14 protein-coding genes and 1 pseudogene are annotated in these 17078 nt (G+C 62.2%); 14 read left to right on the top strand and 1 reads right to left on the bottom strand.

Annotation, left to right across the window (positions count from 1 at the left end; translation table 11 throughout):
- Positions 1-30 precede the first annotated feature (30 nt).
- The 13 genes and pseudogenes from uppS (at position 31) to JAB1_RS06900 (ending at position 13510) form a co-directional block, all read left to right on the top strand.
- Positions 31-798, top strand: a complete 768-nt coding sequence (gene uppS, locus JAB1_RS06840; protein ID WP_034784151.1) for a polyprenyl diphosphate synthase — start codon at positions 31-33, stop codon at positions 796-798.
- The gene (locus JAB1_RS06845; RefSeq protein WP_034784149.1) at positions 798-1631 is read left to right on the top strand and encodes a phosphatidate cytidylyltransferase; all 834 of its coding nucleotides are present in this window, start codon (positions 798-800) and stop codon (positions 1629-1631) included. Before uppS ends, JAB1_RS06845 begins: the two co-directional genes overlap by 1 nt.
- An 8-nt stretch (positions 1632-1639) precedes the next feature.
- A complete protein-coding gene (gene ispC / locus JAB1_RS06850) occupies positions 1640-2824 on the top strand; it encodes a 1-deoxy-D-xylulose-5-phosphate reductoisomerase (protein WP_070279250.1) in 1185 nt (394 codons plus the stop codon).
- Positions 2821-4184: pseudogene (gene rseP / locus JAB1_RS06855) on the top strand (RIP metalloprotease RseP). The gene ispC and the pseudogene rseP overlap by 4 nt, the downstream one beginning before the upstream one ends.
- Positions 4185-4267: 83 nt before the next feature.
- Positions 4268-6604: an outer membrane protein assembly factor BamA gene (gene bamA / locus JAB1_RS06860; protein ID WP_034784144.1), complete on the top strand. Its 2337-nt coding sequence runs from the start codon at positions 4268-4270 to the stop codon at positions 6602-6604.
- A 51-nt stretch (positions 6605-6655) separates the two neighbouring features.
- The gene (locus tag JAB1_RS06865; RefSeq protein WP_051958405.1) at positions 6656-7174 is read left to right on the top strand and encodes an OmpH family outer membrane protein; all 519 of its coding nucleotides are present in this window, start codon (positions 6656-6658) and stop codon (positions 7172-7174) included.
- A gap of 149 nt (positions 7175-7323) precedes the next feature.
- Positions 7324-8379, top strand: a complete 1056-nt coding sequence (gene lpxD, locus JAB1_RS06870) for a UDP-3-O-(3-hydroxymyristoyl)glucosamine N-acyltransferase (RefSeq protein ID WP_070279251.1) — start codon at positions 7324-7326, stop codon at positions 8377-8379.
- Positions 8376-8870, top strand: coding sequence for a 3-hydroxyacyl-ACP dehydratase FabZ (fabZ, locus tag JAB1_RS06875; RefSeq protein ID WP_070257388.1), 495 nt, complete (start codon positions 8376-8378; stop codon positions 8868-8870). Before lpxD ends, fabZ begins: the two co-directional genes overlap by 4 nt.
- A gap of 1 nt (position 8871) precedes the next feature.
- The gene (lpxA, locus tag JAB1_RS06880) at positions 8872-9663 is read left to right on the top strand and encodes an acyl-ACP--UDP-N-acetylglucosamine O-acyltransferase (protein WP_034784140.1); all 792 of its coding nucleotides are present in this window, start codon (positions 8872-8874) and stop codon (positions 9661-9663) included.
- Complete coding sequence (lpxB, locus tag JAB1_RS06885) at positions 9647-10831, top strand: lipid-A-disaccharide synthase (protein WP_070279824.1); 1185 nt, start codon at positions 9647-9649, stop codon at positions 10829-10831. Before lpxA ends, lpxB begins: the two co-directional genes overlap by 17 nt.
- Positions 10832-10875: 44 nt before the next feature.
- Positions 10876-11514 (top strand): ribonuclease HII, encoded by a 639-nt coding sequence (gene rnhB / locus JAB1_RS06890; protein ID WP_070279252.1) that lies wholly within the window; start codon positions 10876-10878, stop codon positions 11512-11514.
- The gene (locus tag JAB1_RS06895; RefSeq protein ID WP_034784137.1) at positions 11511-12296 is read left to right on the top strand and encodes an RNA methyltransferase; all 786 of its coding nucleotides are present in this window, start codon (positions 11511-11513) and stop codon (positions 12294-12296) included. The genes rnhB and JAB1_RS06895 overlap by 4 nt, the downstream gene beginning before the upstream one ends.
- 11 nt (positions 12297-12307) lie before the next feature.
- Positions 12308-13510 carry an aminotransferase class V-fold PLP-dependent enzyme gene (locus tag JAB1_RS06900; RefSeq protein WP_070279253.1) on the top strand — a complete coding sequence of 401 codons (1203 nt, stop codon included), beginning with the start codon at positions 12308-12310 and terminating at the stop codon, positions 13508-13510.
- Between the two features lie 34 nt (positions 13511-13544).
- Here the strand turns inward: JAB1_RS06900 and JAB1_RS06905 are convergent, their stop codons facing one another.
- Positions 13545-14393, bottom strand: a complete 849-nt coding sequence (locus JAB1_RS06905; RefSeq protein ID WP_034784135.1) for a pyruvate, water dikinase regulatory protein — start codon at positions 14391-14393, stop codon at positions 13545-13547.
- Positions 14394-14545: 152 nt separating this feature from the next.
- Between JAB1_RS06905 and ppsA the strand changes: the two genes are divergently transcribed.
- Positions 14546-16978, top strand: a complete 2433-nt coding sequence (ppsA, locus tag JAB1_RS06910; RefSeq protein WP_034752367.1) for a phosphoenolpyruvate synthase — start codon at positions 14546-14548, stop codon at positions 16976-16978.
- Positions 16979-17078: the final 100 nt, after the last annotated feature.

Here is a 17078-nt window from a genome sequence, read left to right on the forward strand (position 1 = left end):
CTATCTTTTATTTTTGGTATTCGTGTTTTCATGATCTATTCGAGTTCGACAACGGCAGTACCTGAGGTGGGCACGGTGCCGCGCCATGTGGCAATCATTATGGATGGCAATGGTCGCTGGGCAACCAAGCGCTTCCTGCCCCGCGTGGCTGGCCACGTCAAGGGCGCCGACGCCGTGCGCGGCATCGTCGAGACTTGCCTCGACCGCGGTGTCGAATATCTGACCCTGTTTGCCTTCAGTTCGGAAAACTGGCGCCGCCCGGAAGAAGAGGTGTCGATGCTGATGCGCCTGTTCGTCACGATGCTGGAACGTGAAGTGGTCAAGATGCATGCCAGCGACATCCGCCTGAAGGTGGTGGGCGACTTGTCGCGCTTCAATGGCGAGCTGCAAACCCTGATCGCCAATGCGGAGCGCAAGACGGCGAACAACACGCGCCTGACGGTGTCCATCTGCGCCAATTACGGCGGCCGCTGGGACATCATGCAGGCAGTCAACAAAATGACGGCCGAGGCGGCAGCCAATGGCCAGCCCGCCGCGCACGCTTATACGGAAGAGCAACTGGCGCCGCACCTGGCCATGGCCTACGCGCCCGAGCCCGACCTGTTCATCCGCACGGGCGGTGAGCAGCGCATTTCCAATTTCCTCCTGTGGCAACTGGCGTACACTGAGTTGTTTTTCACCGAGACTTTCTGGCCCGACTTCAATGACGAGTGCCTCGACGCGGCAATCGCGTCTTACCAGCAGCGCGAACGGCGCTTTGGCCGTACCAGCGCGCAATTAACTGAAAAGACAAACTGATGCTGAAAACACGGATAATCACCGCCCTGGTCTTGTTGGCGGTCTTGCTGCCGGTTCTGTATCTGAATTATTTCCCCGCCTTCGCCGTGATCGCCACGGCGTTCTTCGGCGCCGCCGTCTGGGAAAGCTTCCGCATTTTCAAAAATCGCCATGCGCTCGTGATTGCCGCCGTCTGGACTGCCGCCTTCGCGTATACGTTTTTTGTCGGTAACGGCATGGCGCAGCTCAATTTCTGGTTCGCCCTGTGCGTGGCCATCTGGCTGATCCGCTTCGTGCCCTCGCTGGCGACGGGCTTGCCGCCTACCGAAGGCCTGGGCAATACCTTGCTCAGCCTCGTGTATCCGGTGACCATCGTCGGCTGCTTCGTCGCCATCATCGCGCTGTTCCTGCATAGCCCCTTGTTCCTGCTGTCCGTCATGGCCCTCGTGTGGATCGCCGATATCGGCGCCTATTTCTCGGGCAAGGCTTTCGGCAAGCGCAAGCTGGCGCCAAGCATTTCCCCAGGTAAATCCTGGGAAGGCGCCATTGGCGGCGGCATCGCCGTGCTGGTCATTGCCGCCATCACCATCGTGGCCGCGCCATCGCTGCCGGTCTTGCAAGACACCTTTGCCGTGCAGCTGCAATTGCGCCGCGGTTGGTTGGTGGCCCTGCTGGTGCTGCTGCTGATCGTCGCCGCCAGCATCGTCGGCGACCTGTTCGAATCCCAATTGAAGCGCCGCGCCGGCATCAAGGACAGCAGCAGCCTGCTGCCTGGCCATGGCGGCGTACTCGACCGTATCGACGCGTTGATCCCGGTCCTGCCATTTGCCGCCCTCGTGGCCAGCTGGCTTTAAGGAAACTCATGCAATACATCACCATTCTTGGCGCGACCGGTTCGGTCGGCGTGTCCACCCTGGACGTGCTCGCGCGTCATCCGGAGCAATACAGCGTGTATGCGCTGAGCGCGCATACGCGTGTGGCCGAACTGGCCGCCCAGTGCCTGCAATTTCGTCCCCAGCGCGCCGTCGTCGGCACGGCGGGCGCCGCCCTTGAACTGACGCGCTTGCTGCGCGGGCAGGGCGTCGATACGCAAGTCGAGTACGGCGAGGAAGCCCTGTGCGCCATCGCCAGCGCGCCGCAAGTGACGGGCGTGATGGCGGCCATCGTCGGCGCGGCCGGCCTGGCGCCCACCCTGGCGGCGGCGCGTGCCGGAAAGAAAGTATTGCTGGCCAATAAAGAAGCGCTGGTCATGTCCGGCCAGCTGTTCATCGATGCCGTGCACGATAACGGCGCCGTGCTGCTGCCGATCGACAGCGAACATAACGCCATCTTCCAATGCATGCCGCATGCCCATGGCCGCGCGCCAGGCGCCGCAGGCGTGGCAAAAATCGTGCTCACCGCTTCCGGCGGCCCCTTCCTCACGCGCGACGTCGAAACGCTCGATTCGGTCACGCCGGACCAGGCGTGCAAGCATCCGACCTGGGCCATGGGGCGCAAGATTTCCGTCGATTCGGCCACCATGATGAACAAGGGCCTGGAAGTGATCGAGGCGCACTGGCTGTTCGGCGCCCCTGCCGAGCAGATCGAGGTGCTGATCCACCCGCAAAGCGTGATCCATTCGATGGTCTCGTATGTCGACGGTTCCGTGCTGGCCCAGCTGGGCAATCCGGACATGCGCACGCCGATTGCGCATGCGCTGGCGTATCCGCAGCGTATCGCTTCCGGCGTGGCGCAACTGGACCTGGCGCAAGTGGCTACCCTGCAGTTCGAGCGTCCCGACTTCCGCCGTTTCCCTTGCCTGGCGCTGGCCTTCGACGCCCTGCGTGCGGGTGGCACGGCGCCGGCTTTGCTCAATGCGGCCAATGAAGTGGCCGTGCAAGCCTTCCTCGACGAACAGATCGGCTTCCGCCAGATCGACCGGGTCATCGCGCACGTGATCGAAACGGTGCCGCATGGCGCCGCTTCCAGCATCGAGGCCGTGATGGAGCAGGACCGCCTGGCCAGAGCTGCTGCGCGAGCATACATCGCCCAGAGGCTGGCTGCATGACGCTCATCACCACGTTGCTGGCCTTTATTGTCGCGCTCGGTTCACTGATTACCCTGCACGAGCTGGGCCACTACCTGGTGGCGCGCTGGTGCGGCGTGAAAGTGCTGCGTTTCTCGATCGGCATGGGAAAAGTGGTGTATTCGCGCAAGTTTGGCAAGGACCAGACGGAATGGGCGATATTTCCGCGCTGCCGCTGGGCGGCTATGTGAGCATGCTCGACAGCCGCGCGCAAGACCTCAGCGACTTGCCGGAAAGCGAATTGCGCCGCGAATTCACGCGCCAGAGCGTGTGGCGCCGCATCGCCATCGTGGCCGCCGGCCCGCTGGCCAATTTCCTCGTCGCCATCGTGCTCTACGCGGGCCTGTTCATGCATGGCATCGAAGAGCCGTCGAGCAAGCTCGGCCCCGTGGCCGAGCAGACGGCCGCCTATGCGGCCGGCTTGCGCAGCGGCGATACGGTCGAAGCGGTGAATGGCAAGGCTGTGGCCAGCTGGTCCGAACTGCGCTGGGAGCTGATCCAGGCCACGCTCGACAAGCAGCCGGCACGCATCGAAGTGCGCCGGCCTGACCGTGGCGAGCAGGAAGCGACCTTGCCGACGGCCAGCCTGACGGAAACGGATCTGGAAGGCGACGTGCTGGGCAAGCTGGGCCTGACCCTGGCCCGTTCCGCGCCCACCCTGATGGAAATCATGCCCGGTGGCGCCGCCGCGCGCGCCGGCCTGCAGAAAGACGACCAGATCCTGGCCATCGACGAGCACCCCGTGCACGACGTGGCGGCCGTCATCGCCACCCTGAGCCAGGCGCCGGGCCGGACCTTGCAATTGCAACTCTTGCGCCAGGGCCAGGACCTGACCCTGCCCATTACGCCGGACGCCGTGCCGGGCGCCGGGGCAGAGGGAGCTGTAACAGTTGGTAAGATACAGGCAAAGCTGGGGCAGGTGCCGGATATGATCACCGTGGCATCCGGACCGTTCGCCGCCGTGGGCAAGGCGTCCGCCAAGGTCTGGGATACCAGTGTCATGAGCCTGAAAATGCTGGGCAAGATGATCACCGGCCAGGTCTCGCTGAAGAATGTGACGGGGCCCATTACCATCGCCGATTACGCGGGCCAGACGGCGCGCATCGGCCTGGTAAGCTACCTGAGCTTCATTGCCTTCATCAGTATCAGTCTGGGCGTGATGAATTTGCTACCCATTCCTGTTCTGGATGGCGGGCATTTGCTGTATTATTCGCTGGAAGTTTTGACCGGACGCCCCTTGCCGGAGCGCGTAGGCGAGATTGCCCAGCGCCTGGGGATCGGTTTGTTGCTGACCTTGATGGTGCTTGCCGTCTTTAATGACGTGTTGCGATTGCTGAATTAGGGCGGTGGTTGATGCCATTGCGTGAGTCGCACAAGCAATCTTTTGTGTATGTTGTCCATTGATTTACCCATTGAATAACCCCAATGAAATTACATTCTGCTCGTTTTGCCTTGCCTTCCTTTCGCCGCAGCCTGATCGGCGCCGCCGTCATGGCCTTCTGTTCCGGCCACGCGCTGGCCGTCCAGCCATTTACTGTCAAGGACATCCGGGTCGAAGGGATCCAGCGTACCGAAGCGGGCACCGTGTTTGCCTACCTGCCGGTGCGGGTCGGCGAGACGTTCTCCGACGAGAAGAGCGTGGCCGCCATCAAGGCCCTGTACGCGACGGGCATGTTCAAGGATGTGCGCCTGGAAGCCGATGGCGACGTGCTGGTGGTGCTGGTCGAGGAACGTCCGGCCATCGCCACCGTGGAATTTACGGGTACCAAGGAATTTGAAAAGGATGTGCTGGTTAAGGCCCTGAAGGAAATCGGCGTCGGTGAAGCCAAGATTTTCGACAAGGCCTCCGTTGACCGCGCGGAACAGGAGCTCAAGCGCCAGTACCTGTCGCATGGCCTGTACGGCGTGAAGATCACCACCACCGTCACGCCGATCGAGCGTAACCGCGTCAACGTGGTGTTCGCCGTCGACGAGGGCGACGTGGCCCGCATCAAGCAGATCAACATCGTCGGCAACAAGGCCTTCACCGACAAGGAACTGCGCGAGCAGCTGGCCCTGAACACTGGCGGCTGGTTCAGCTGGTACACCAAGGCCGACCAATATTCGAAGACCAAGCTGACGGGCGACATCGAGTCGCTCAAGTCCTACTACCTGGACCGCGGCTATATCGAGATGCAGGTCGACTCGACGCAAGTGTCGATCACGCCCGATAAAAAAGACATCTACCTGACGATCAATATCACCGAAGGCGAGAAGTACAAGATCGCCGGCACCAAGTTCGAAGGCGAGATGTTTGGCCGCGAAGAAGAGCTGAAAGCGCTGAACCTGATGCGCGAAGGCGAAATCTATTCGGGCGCGCGCCTGACGGCGACGAACAAGCGCATCCAGGATCGCCTGGCCACGTTCGGCTATGCGTTTGCCAACGTCAACGCGAATCCGGAAATCAACCGTGAAAAGCATGAAGTGGGCTTTACCTTCTTCATCGATCCGGGCAAGCGCGTGTACGTGCGCCACATGAATATCGCCGGCAACACCACCACGCGCGATGAAGTCATCCGCCGCGAATTCCGCCAGTTCGAATCGTCCTGGTATGACAGCAACAAGATCAAGCTGTCGCGCGACCGTGTCGACCGCCTTGGCTACTTCAAGGACGTGACCATCGACACGCCGGAAGCGCAGGGCACGACCGACCAGGTCGACGTCAACGTGACGGTGGTGGAAAAACCAACCGGTAACTTCCTGATCGGCGGCGCTTTCTCGCAATCGGAAAAATTTACCCTGTCGGCGTCGATTTCGCAGGCCAACTTTGCCGGTAGCGGCAACACGGTCGGCATTGAGCTCAATACCAGCCACTACAGCCGCACGATCGCGTTTTCGCAAACCAATCCGTACTACACGGACGATGGCATTTCGCGCAGCTTTGAAGTCTACCTGCGTACGACGGAACCGCCGGCGCTGAACATCGGCAGCTACAAGATCAAGCAAACCGGTGGCCGCGTCAGTTTCGGCGTGCCGTTCTCGGAAGTCGACACCGTCTTCTTCGGTATCGGCGCCGAGCGCTCGCGCATCGAAACCGACATCACCAGCCCGATCCGCTTCAAGCAATACGTGGTTGACAATGGCGGCCCGTCCGACGGTATCGGTTCGGCTACCACCAATTCCATCCCGCTGACGGCGGCATGGCAGCGCGACAGCCGCGACAGCGCCCTGACGCCGTCGATCGGCCGCTACCAGCGCGTCAACCTGGAGGCTGACCTGATCGGCGACCAGAAATACTTCCGTGCCATCTATGAGCACCAGTATTTCCGTCCGCTGTTCAGCAAGGTCACCCTGGCGCTGAAGGGCGAACTCGATTACGGCCACGGCATCGGCAAGCACGTGTACCCGGTCTTCAAGAACTTCTACGGCGGCGGTATCGGTTCGGTGCGCGGCTACCTGAGTTCTTCGCTGGGCGCGGTCGAACCGAGCACCAACGATGCCCTGGGCGGCGCTTCGCGCCTGATCGGTAACGCGGAACTGCAGATGCCATTCCCCGGTTCGGGCAATGACCGCAGCTTGCGCTGGTTCGGTTTCCTTGACGGCGGCCAGGTCTACCAGGAAGGCGAAAAAATGCGTTTGTCGCAATTGCGCTATTCTGCTGGCTTGGGCATCAGCTGGATTTCCCCGGTGGGCCCGCTCAAGCTGAGCTATGCCAAGCCGCTGAACGCCAAGCCGACGGACCGCCTGGAGCGCTTCCAGTTCCAGATGGGCACCGGTTTCTGACCGGCCATCTGAACCGGGGCGACAGCTTTTACTTTTTGACCATGGAGTATCATGAACACCGCATCCGCTACCCTGCCCAAGACCCTTGCCGTGATCGCATTGTGCTGGAGTTCGCTGTTGCCGGTGCAGGCGCAGGCTCAGGAGTCGAAGATCGCCTGGATCAGCAGCGAACGTATTTATAACGAATCGAGGCTGGCCAAGCTGGCCAGCGCCAAGCTGGCCGAAGAGTTCCGCTCGCGTGAAAAAGCCGTGCAGGAACTGGCCAGCCGCTTCAAGGTCGCCAACGAAGCCCTGGAAAAGGACATGCCGACCCTGAGCGAGGCGGAGCGCGCCAAGCGCCAGCGCGAGTTTTTCGAGCTGGACAAGGAGCTGCAACGCCGCCAGCGCGAATTTCGCGAAGACCTGAGCCAGCGTACGAACGAAGAGCGCAGCGCCATCGCGGAAAAAGCCAACACCATCATCCAGCAGATGGCGCATATCGAAGGATATGACATCGTGCTGCAGGAAGCCCTGTGGGCCAGCCCGCGCATCGACATTACCGACAAGGTATTGAAGGCGCTGGACAAGTAACTGTAATAGTTTTTACGCCTGACAGTGCCGTGGCGAGCGGATGTGAGTTGTGGTTGAGAAGCGGAGCTGTGCTGGAGCACAGTGAGCATCGGAGACCGCAAATCGCGCCGCGCAGCAGGCATGGTCAGGCGTTCTTATAAAGGTAAAAGATGGGCACTCGACTAGGAGACTTGGTCGAACGCTTCGGCGGGCAGTTGGCGGGCGATCCGAACCTGGAAGTTTCAGGCATCGCACCGCTGGCCGACGCCGGCGCTTCGCACATCAGCTTTCTCAGCAATAGCAAATTCCGCGCACAGGCCGCCCAGAGCGGCGCCGCGGCGCTGATCCTCACGCCGGCCGACGACGCGCTGATCGGCGACGACTACGCCGGCGCGCGCATCGTCACCCCGAATCCCTATGTGTATTTCGCGCGTGCGGCGCAGTATTTCGCCGCCCTGCACGAGATCAAGGCCCCGGCCGGCATCCATCCGGGCGCCTTTGTCGACGCCAGCGCGCAGGTTGATGCCAGCGCCTCCGTCGGCGTGCATGCGGTGATCGAAGCGGGCGCCGTGATCGGTGCCGGCTGCGTCATCGGCGCCGGCTGCGTGGTGGGCCGCGACGCCGTCATCGGCGCCGGTACCCAGCTGTTCGCCAACGTGACCTTCCACGCGCGCTGCGTGATCGGCCAGCGCGGCATCATCCATTCGGGCGCCGTGATCGGCACCGACGGATTCGGCTTCGCCAACGAAGGCGGCGTGTATATCAAGATTCCGCAGACGGGCAGGGTGGTGATCGGTGACGATGTCGATATCGGCGCCAACACCACCATCGACCGCGGCGCACTGGCCGACACCATCATCGAAGATGGCGTCAAGCTCGATAACCAGATCCAGATCGGCCACAACTGCCATATCGGCGCGCACACGGCCATGGCCGGCTGCGTCGGCGTGGCCGGCAGCGCCATCATCGGCAAGTATTGCACCTTTGGCGGTGCCGCCATGGTGCTGGGCCACCTGACCATTGCCGACCGCGTCCACGTGGGCTCGGGCAGCATGGTTTCGCGTTCGATCCTGGAAGCGGGCCAGTACACGGGCTTCTATCCGCTGGCCAAGAACGCCGACTGGGAAAAGAGCGCCGCCATCGTGCGCAACCTGTCAAGCATGCGCGAGAAGATACGCGCGCTTGAAAAAACAATTAAAACACTGACCACGCAAGACGAAAAATGACTACTGAAAAAAAGACCCTCGACATCCTCGCCATCAAATCGCTGCTGCCGCACCGTTACCCGCTGCTGCTGGTTGACCGCGTGCTGGACTGGGAAGCGAACAAAACCATCACCGCCATCAAGAATGTGACGGTCAACGAAGAGTTCTTCCAGGGCCATTTCCCGCACAAGCCAGTCATGCCTGGCGTGCTGATGATCGAAGCGCTGGCGCAGACGGCGGCCTTGCTGTCGTTCCTGACGATGGGCGTGAAGCCGGACGAAAATTCGGTGGTGTACTTTGTCGGCATCGACAATGCGCGCTTCAAGCGTCCTGTCGAGCCGGGCGACCAGCTGAAGATGGATGTGGAAATCCTGCGCGTCTCGCGCGGCATCTGGAAATACAAGGCCGTCGGTACGGTCGACGGCAAGCTGGCGGTGGAAGCGGAACTGATGTGCACCATCCGCAGCGCGCAGGATGCGAGCCAGTCTGCGAGCCAGCCAGCGGGGCAGTAACATGGCGGCCATCCACTCCACGGCAGTCATCGACCCGAAGGCCGAGCTCGACAGCTCGGTCGAGGTGGGTCCGTACACCATCATCGGTCCGCACGTGCGCATCGGCGCCGGCACCAAGGTTGGCCCGCACGTGGTGATCGACGGGCACACGACGATCGGCAGCGATAACCACCTGTTCCAGTTTTCCTCCATCGGCGCGCAGCCGCAGGACAAAAAATGGGCGGGCGAGGCGACGCGCCTGGAAATCGGCGACCGCAACACCATCCGCGAATTCTGCACCTTCAACACGGGCACCGTGCAGGGCGGCGGCGTGACGCGCCTGGGCAATGACAACTGGATTTCGGCGTATGTGCATCTGGCGCACGACTGCCTGGTGGGCAACAACACGATTTTTTCGAACAATGCGCAGCTGGCGGGCCACGTGGAGATCGGCGACTGGGTCATCATGAGCGGCTTCGCCAATGTGCACCAGTTCTGCAAGATCGGCGCGCACGCCTTCGTCGGCATGAGCACCAGCCTGACGCAGGACGTGCCACCGTTCGTCCTGTTGAACGGTAATCCGGCGCAGGCGCATGGCGTCAATATCGAGGGCTTGAAACGCCGCGGCTTTACGCGCGAGCAGATCAACGGCATCCGCACCGCGTATAAACTCATCTACCGCTCGGGACTGACCCTGGAAGAATCCAAGGCTGCCCTGTTCGAAGAAGAAGCGGCATCGTCGCCCGAGGTGGCGCAACACATTCGTGCCATGCGCGAATTCCTTGGCGTGGCGTCGCGTGGCATCGTCCGCTGACCAGTCCGGCGGCCTGCCGGTCGCCAATGTCGCCATCGTCGCCGGCGAGGTGTCGGGCGACCTGCTGGCCAGCCGGCTGCTGTCCGGCCTCGTGCCGCAGCTGCCCGGCGCCCGCTTTCACGGCATCGGCGGCGAGCACATGGCCAGGCAGGGTTTCGTGTCCGACTGGCCGCTCGACAAGCTGACCGTGCGGGGCCTGTTCGAGATCATTCCCCGCTACCGCGAGATCAAGGGCATCCAGAACGCATTGCGCGACCAGCTGCTGGCGGAGCGTCCCGCCGTCTTCATCGGCGCCGACTACCCGGGTTTTAACCTGGGGCTGGAACAGCAGCTCAAGGAAGGCGGCATCCCTACCGTGCACTACATCGGGCCGCAGATATGGGCCTGGCGCGGTGGCCGCATCAAGAAAATCATCAAGGCCGTCTCGCACATGCTGGTGATCTTCCCCTTCGAGGAAGAGATCTACCGCAAGGCGGGCGTGCCCGTCACCTATGTCGGCCATCCGCTGGCCGAAATGATTCCGTTGCAGCCCGACGAAGCGGCCGCGCGTCGCACTTTGGGCTTGCCGGAGGACGCGAATGTCGTGACCCTGATGCCGGGCAGCCGCATGGGCGAACTCAAATACAATACGGTGGCCTTTGTCGGCGCTTGCAAGCTGCTGCTGGCGCGCGACCGCTCCCTGCGTTTCGTCGCGCCCATGGCCGGTGAAAAGCAGCGCCAGTACTTCCTGCAATTGATTGCGGAAGCAGGCTTGCAGGACGTCGAGATACTGCTGACGGATGGCGGCTCGCACACGGCCATCTGCGCCGCCGATGCGGTGCTGGTGGCGTCCGGCACGGCCTCGCTGGAAGTGGCGCTGTACAAGAAGCCCATGGTCATCGCCTACAAGATGATGCGCGCGTCGTGGGAAATCATGCGCCACATGGGTTACCAGCCGTGGATCGGTTTGCCAAACATCCTGGCGCGCGACTACCTGGTGCCCGAACTGCTGCAAAACGCGGCCAGCCCCGAATCGCTGGCCGAGGCCATGTGGCAGCAGCTGAGCGACGTGCCGGGCCGCCTGCGCCTGGTGCAGCGCTTCACGGACATGCACCACAGCCTGCTGCGCGACAGCGCGCGAGAGAGCGCCAACGCCGTCATGCAAGTCATCGCCGCCAACCGCAAGTAAGCCCCGATCACCGCTTCAACCGCAGTACCAACCAAAGATTCAACGTGAAAAATATCTATCCCGGCCTGTTTGACGACTTGCCATTCTCGCTCGATGAAATCATCTGCGGCGTCGACGAGGCAGGACGCGGTCCGCTGGCCGGCCCCGTGTTCGCCGCCGCCGTGATCCTCGACCCGAACCAGCCTATCGACGGCTTGCGCGACTCGAAAAAACTCAGCGAAACCAAGCGCGACCTGCTGGCGCCGCAGATCAAGGCCAAGGCTCTGGCCTGGGCCATCGCCGAAGCGTCGGAAGAAGAGATCGACCGCCTGAACATTTTGCAGGCGTCTATGCTGGCCATGCGCCGCGCCGTCGAGGCGTTGGCTACCGTGCCGACCCTGGCCCTGATCGACGGCAACCGCTGCCCCGTGATGCCGATACGCGGCATGGCCATCATTGGTGGCGACGACAAGGTCGATTCGATTTCCGCCGCCTCGATCCTGGCCAAGACGGCGCGCGACGCGGCCCTGGTACACCTGCATGCGGCCTATCCCGAATACTGCTTCGACCAACACAAGGGCTACGGCACCAAGCTGCACCTCGAGCGCCTGCACCTGCACGGCGCCTCGCCCGTGCACCGCCGCTCGTTCGCGCCCGTGCGCAACGTGATCGCGCTGTTCGGCGCACAGGAGGTGGCGGCATGAAGACGATTACCTCGCGCGATAATGCGCAATACAAGGATTTGCTGAAGCTGGCGGGCAGTTCGCAGGCGCGCCGCAAGTCGGGCCGCACCTTGCTCGACGGCGTGCACCTGTGCCAGTCCTACCTGCAGCTGCGCGGCATGCCGGAGCAATGCATCGTCAGCGAAAGCGCCTTGCAGAACGGGGAAGTGGCGGACATCGTCGGCCAGCTGGAAAGCCAGCGCGCGCACGTGCTGGGCTTGCCTGACGCGCTGTATAACGCGGTGAGCCAGGTCGAGCACGGCGTGGGCGTGATGTTCCTCATCGAGACGCCGGAACGGGCCGTCACGCAGCCCCTGGGCGTGTCGGCCGTGCTGCTCGATAACCTGCAAGACCCGGGCAACGTGGGCTCCATCCTGCGCAGCGCGGCCGCCGCCGGCATCACGCAGGTGTACTGCAGCGCCGGCACGGCCTTCTGCTGGTCGCCGAAGGTGCTGCGCGCGGCGATGGGCGCACACTTCGTGCTCGACATCTTTGAAAACGTCGACCTGGCGGCGCTCGTTTCCGGCGCCAAGGTGGCGACCCTCGCCACCAGCGGCTATGCCACGCAGCGCCTGTACGACGTCGACCTGCGCCAGCCCGTCGCCTGGCTGTTCGGCCATGAAGGGCAGGGCGTGGCCGACGACCTGCTGTCGATGGCCACGCACCAGGTGGTCATTCCCCACCTGGGCCAGATCGAATCGCTGAACGTGGCCGCCTGCGCCGCCGTCTGCTTCTTCGAGCAGCTGCGCCAGGGCCAGGCCTGAACAGGATAGCCATGTCTTTCCCCCTGCTCGCTGACGGCGCCGCACGTGACGAGGCCTGGTGGCGTCAGGTGGCCGCGTTGTATCCCGCGCCGCCGGACGCCATCGTCAATCTCGAGCATGGCTATTTCGGCGCCATGGCTGCGCCCGTGCAAGCGGCCTTCGAGCAGGCCGTGCGCTATACCAACGAGCAACTGAGTCCTTTCGTGCGCGGCGAGTTCACACGCACGCATGTGGATATCCTGCGCCAGCGCGTCGCTGCGCTGATCCACGCGGAGCCGCACGAGATACTGCTGACCCGCAGCGGCACCGAGTCCATGCAGGTGCTGATTACGCAATACTACGGCCTGGCGCCCGGCGATACGGTACTGTGGAGCAATCTCGACTATCCGGCCATGTGCACGGCCATGCGCTGGCTGGCGCAGCGCCGTGGCGTCACCAGCACGCAAGTCACATTGCGCTTGCCCATCAGCGATGACGAAATCGTCGCCAGTTACGCGCAAGCCATGCGCCAGGCCGTCAAGCCCAAGTTGCTGCTGCTGTCGCAGGTGGCGCCGGCCAACGGCCAGCAACTGCCAGTGCAGGCCATCATGGCGCTGGCGCGCGAACACGGCATCGACGTGCTGCTCGACAGCGCTCATGCGCTGGGGCAGGTTGACGTGGACGTGCAAGCCATGGGCATCGATTTCGCCGGCTTCAATCTGCACAAATGGCTGGGGGCGCCGGCGGGACTGGGTATCGTGTATATCCGTGCATCGCAGTTGCACAAGATCGAGCCGCATTTTGGCGACGATGATTATCCGCTTGACGATATCCGCGGCCGCCTGCACATGGGCATGCCGCCGATCGGTGCCATCCTGGCTGCGCCTGCCGCATTGGACTTTCATGCGCGCCTGGGCGGCACGCCGGCCAAGAACGAACGCCTGGCCTGGCTGCGCCATTACTGGGTCAGCCGCGTCGCGCAACTGCCTGGCGTGCGCATGCTGTCTCCGCTCGATGCCAGGCGCGGCACGGCGCTGGTGGCCTTTGCCGTCGATGGCATGCGAGCGCGGGAACTGCAACAGGCTTTATTTCACCGCTTCGGCGTGTTTACCGTCGAACGCAATATCGGCGATACTGACATCGTGCGCGCCACGGTGGCCATCACCACCACCACCGGTGAACTGGACCGGTTGGTGGCGGCGCTGACGGCACTATCCAGAGAAACGGACACCTGACAAAACCGACGCGCAGCAGGTTTGGTCAAGCGTACTAGTACTCGCGGCGGTTCGGCTTGATCTCCTGCAGGATCGTCGTGGAGATCTCTTCGATCGACTTGGTGGTCGACGACAGCCAGCGGATGCCTTCGCGTTTCATCATTTTTTCCGCCTCGTTGACCTCGTAACGGCAATTTTCGATGGCCGCATACTTGCTTCCAGCGCGTCTTTCGTTGCGTATTTCCGACAAACGTTCGGGCGTAATGCTCAATCCGAAAATTTTATTCTTAAATTCCAGCAAGGCCGATGGCAGCTTGTCTCGCTCGAAATCGTCGGGAATCAGCGGATAATTGGCCGCCTTGATACCGTATTGCATGGCCAGATACAGGCTGGTCGGGGTCTTGCCAGAGCGTGACACACCCACCAGAATGACATCGGCCGAGGACAGGTTCTTGTGCGACTGGCCATCGTCGTGCGCCAGCGAATAGTTGATCGCCTCGATGCGGTTCTTGTATTCCTCGCTGTCGACGATATTGTGCGAGCGCCCGATGGTATGGGTCGACATGACGCCCAGTTCCTGCTCCAGCGGGGCGACAAAGGTCTGGATCAGGTCCATGTGCATGCCGCTGGACTTGCGGATCACGGCCGACAGGTCGTTCTTCACCAGGGTGGAGAAAATGATCGGACGCTGGCCATCGGTGGCGAACGCTTCGTTGATCTTGCGCGCCGCCTCGTAGGCCTTGTCCATGGTGTCGATGAAGGGCAGGCGGATCTGGCGGAAGCGCAGATCGAACTGCGTCAGCACCGAGTGGCCGAACGTCTCGGCGGTGATGCCGGTGCCGTCGGAAACGAAGAAGACGGTGCGGGCCGCGGAGGGCAGAGGGGGGCGTGGATCTTGTGTCATGGGTTTTCGGATCAAGATTGTGCGTCGTCAATTTGCGCCGCACAAGGTAAAATGGCTGCAACGGTATGATTGTGCTGCACGACGCCAAGAATAACAAGAAGACTGTCTGTGCGCCGCGCGTAAAGATTTCTATCATCAGTAAGGGTGTCATTATGACCAACGCAGTATCGCAACAGCAGGAAGACAAGGACGCGGTGTATGTTGCCTCGTTCGAGCATTTGCGCATGACGGATGTTGAATCCGTCGGCGGCAAGAACGCCTCCCTGGGCGAAATGATCAGCCAGCTGGCGGAAGCCGGCGTGCGCGTGCCCGGTGGCTTTGCCACCACGGCGCAGGCATTCCGCGATTTCCTGTCGTATAGCGCCAATGGCGGCTTGCCGCTGGCCGAACGCATCGCCCAGCGCCTCGAAGGGCTGAACATCGATGACGTGCGCTCGCTGGCGCAAGCCGGTGCCGAGATCCGTCAATGGATCGTGGAAACGCCATTCCAGCCACGCCTGGCCGCCGAAATCGACCAGTTCTATGCCAAGCTGGTGGCCGATTCCGATACTGAAATGTCGTTTGCCGTGCGCTCCTCCGCCACGGCGGAAGACTTGCCGGATGCTTCTTTTGCTGGCCAGCAAGAAACTTTCCTGAACGTGGTCGGCATCGACAACGTGCTCGAAGCCATGAAGCAGGTGTTCGCGTCGCTGTACAACGACCGCGCCATCTCGTACCGCGTGCACAAGGGTTTCACGCACGCTGAAGTGGCCTTGTCGGCCGGCGTGCAGCGCATGGTGCGTTCCGACCTGGGCGCGGCTGGCGTGATGTTTACCATCGATACGGAATCGGGCTTCAAGGACGTGGTCTTCGTCACCTCCAGCTATGGCCTGGGCGAGACCGTGGTGCAGGGTGCCGTCAATCCCGACGAATTCTATGTGCACAAGCCGATGCTGGAAAAAGGCAAGTCGCCTGTGATCCGCCGCAATATCGGCTCGAAGCTGCTGAAAATGGAATTCACGAACGAAGCGAAAGCTGGGCGTTCCGTGAAAACCGTCGACGTGCCCGTCGAAATGCGCAACCGCTACTCGCTGAACGACAGCGAAGTGGTGGAATTGGCCAAATACGCCGTCATCATCGAAAACCACTACGGCCGTCCGATGGACATCGAGTGGGGCAAGGATGGCCGCGATGGCAAGCTGTACATCCTGCAAGCGCGTCCCGAGACCGTCAAGTCGCAGCAAAAGGCGACCGACGTGCAAGAACGCTTCAAGCTGAAAAGCACGGGCACCGTACTGACCTCCGGCCGCGCCATCGGCCAGAAGATCGGCGCCGGCCCCGTGCGCGTGATCCACGACCCGGCCGACATGGAGCGCGTGCAGCCAGGCGACGTGCTTGTTGCCGACATGACAGATCCGAACTGGGAACCGGTCATGAAGCGCGCTTCGGCCATCGTCACCAACCGCGGCGGTCGTACTTGTCACGCAGCAATTATTGCGCGTGAACTGGGCGTGCCTGCCGTCGTCGGCTGCGGCGACGCGACCGACGTGCTGAAAGATGGCACGTTTGTCACCGTGGTGTGCTCGGAAGGCGACGAAGGCAAGATCTACGATGGCTTGCTGGAAACGGAAGTGTCGGAAGTGTCGCGCGGCGAATTGCCGAAGCTCGACACCAAGATCATGCTCAACGTGGGCAATCCGCAGCTGGCGTTCGACTTCCAGTCCGTGCCGAATGCCGGCGTGGGCCTGGCGCGCCTGGAATTCATCATCAATAACAATATTGGTGTGCACCCGCGCGCGATCCTGGAATACCCGAACATCGATGCCGACCTGAAAAAGGCCGTGGAATCGGTGGCGCGCGGCCACGCTTCGCCAAAGGCGTTCTACATCGACAAGCTGGCCGAAGGCATCGCCACCATCGCCGCCGCGTTCTGGCCGAAAAAAGTCATCGTGCGCCTGTCCGACTTCAAGTCGAACGAGTACAAGAAGCTGATCGGCGGTTCGCGCTACGAGCCGGACGAAGAAAACCCGATGCTGGGCTTCCGCGGCGCGGCGCGCTACCTGTCGGCCGACTTCTCCGAAGCGTTCAACATGGAATGCGAAGCGATGAAGCGCGTGCGCAATGACATGGGCCTGACCAACGTGGAAATCATGGTGCCGTTCGTGCGCACCCTGGGCCAGGCCGAGAAAGTCATCGACTTGCTGGCGAAGAATGGCTTGAAGCGCGGCGAGAACGACCTGCGCGTCATCATGATGTGCGAAGTGCCGTCGAACGCCATCCTGGCCGACCAGTTCCTCGACCATTTCGATGGCTTCTCGATCGGTTCGAACGACCTGACCCAGCTGACTCTGGGCCTGGACCGCGATTCCGGCATGGAATTGCTGGCCGCCGACTTCGACGAGCGCGATCCTGCCGTGAAAGCCCTGCTGGCCCTGGCCATCAAGGCTTGCCTGGCGCGCGGCAAGTACATCGGCATTTGCGGCCAGGGTCCTTCCGACCATCCGGACTTCGCCGTCTGGCTGATGGAGCAGGGCATCGAATCGATGTCCCTGAATCCGGATTCGGTGATCGACACCTGGCAAAAGCTCGCTGCGCTGAAAGCGTAAGCATCTTTCCCGCCCTTTGAAAACCCGCTGCCGCTCACCCGGCAGCGGGTTTTTTTATGCCTGCCACGCGGCGCACGGCAGTATTCGATGGGCTTGCTCC

Source organism: Janthinobacterium sp. MP5059B (assembly GCF_001758645.1).
Lineage (GTDB): Bacteria > Pseudomonadota > Gammaproteobacteria > Burkholderiales > Burkholderiaceae_D > Janthinobacterium > Janthinobacterium lividum.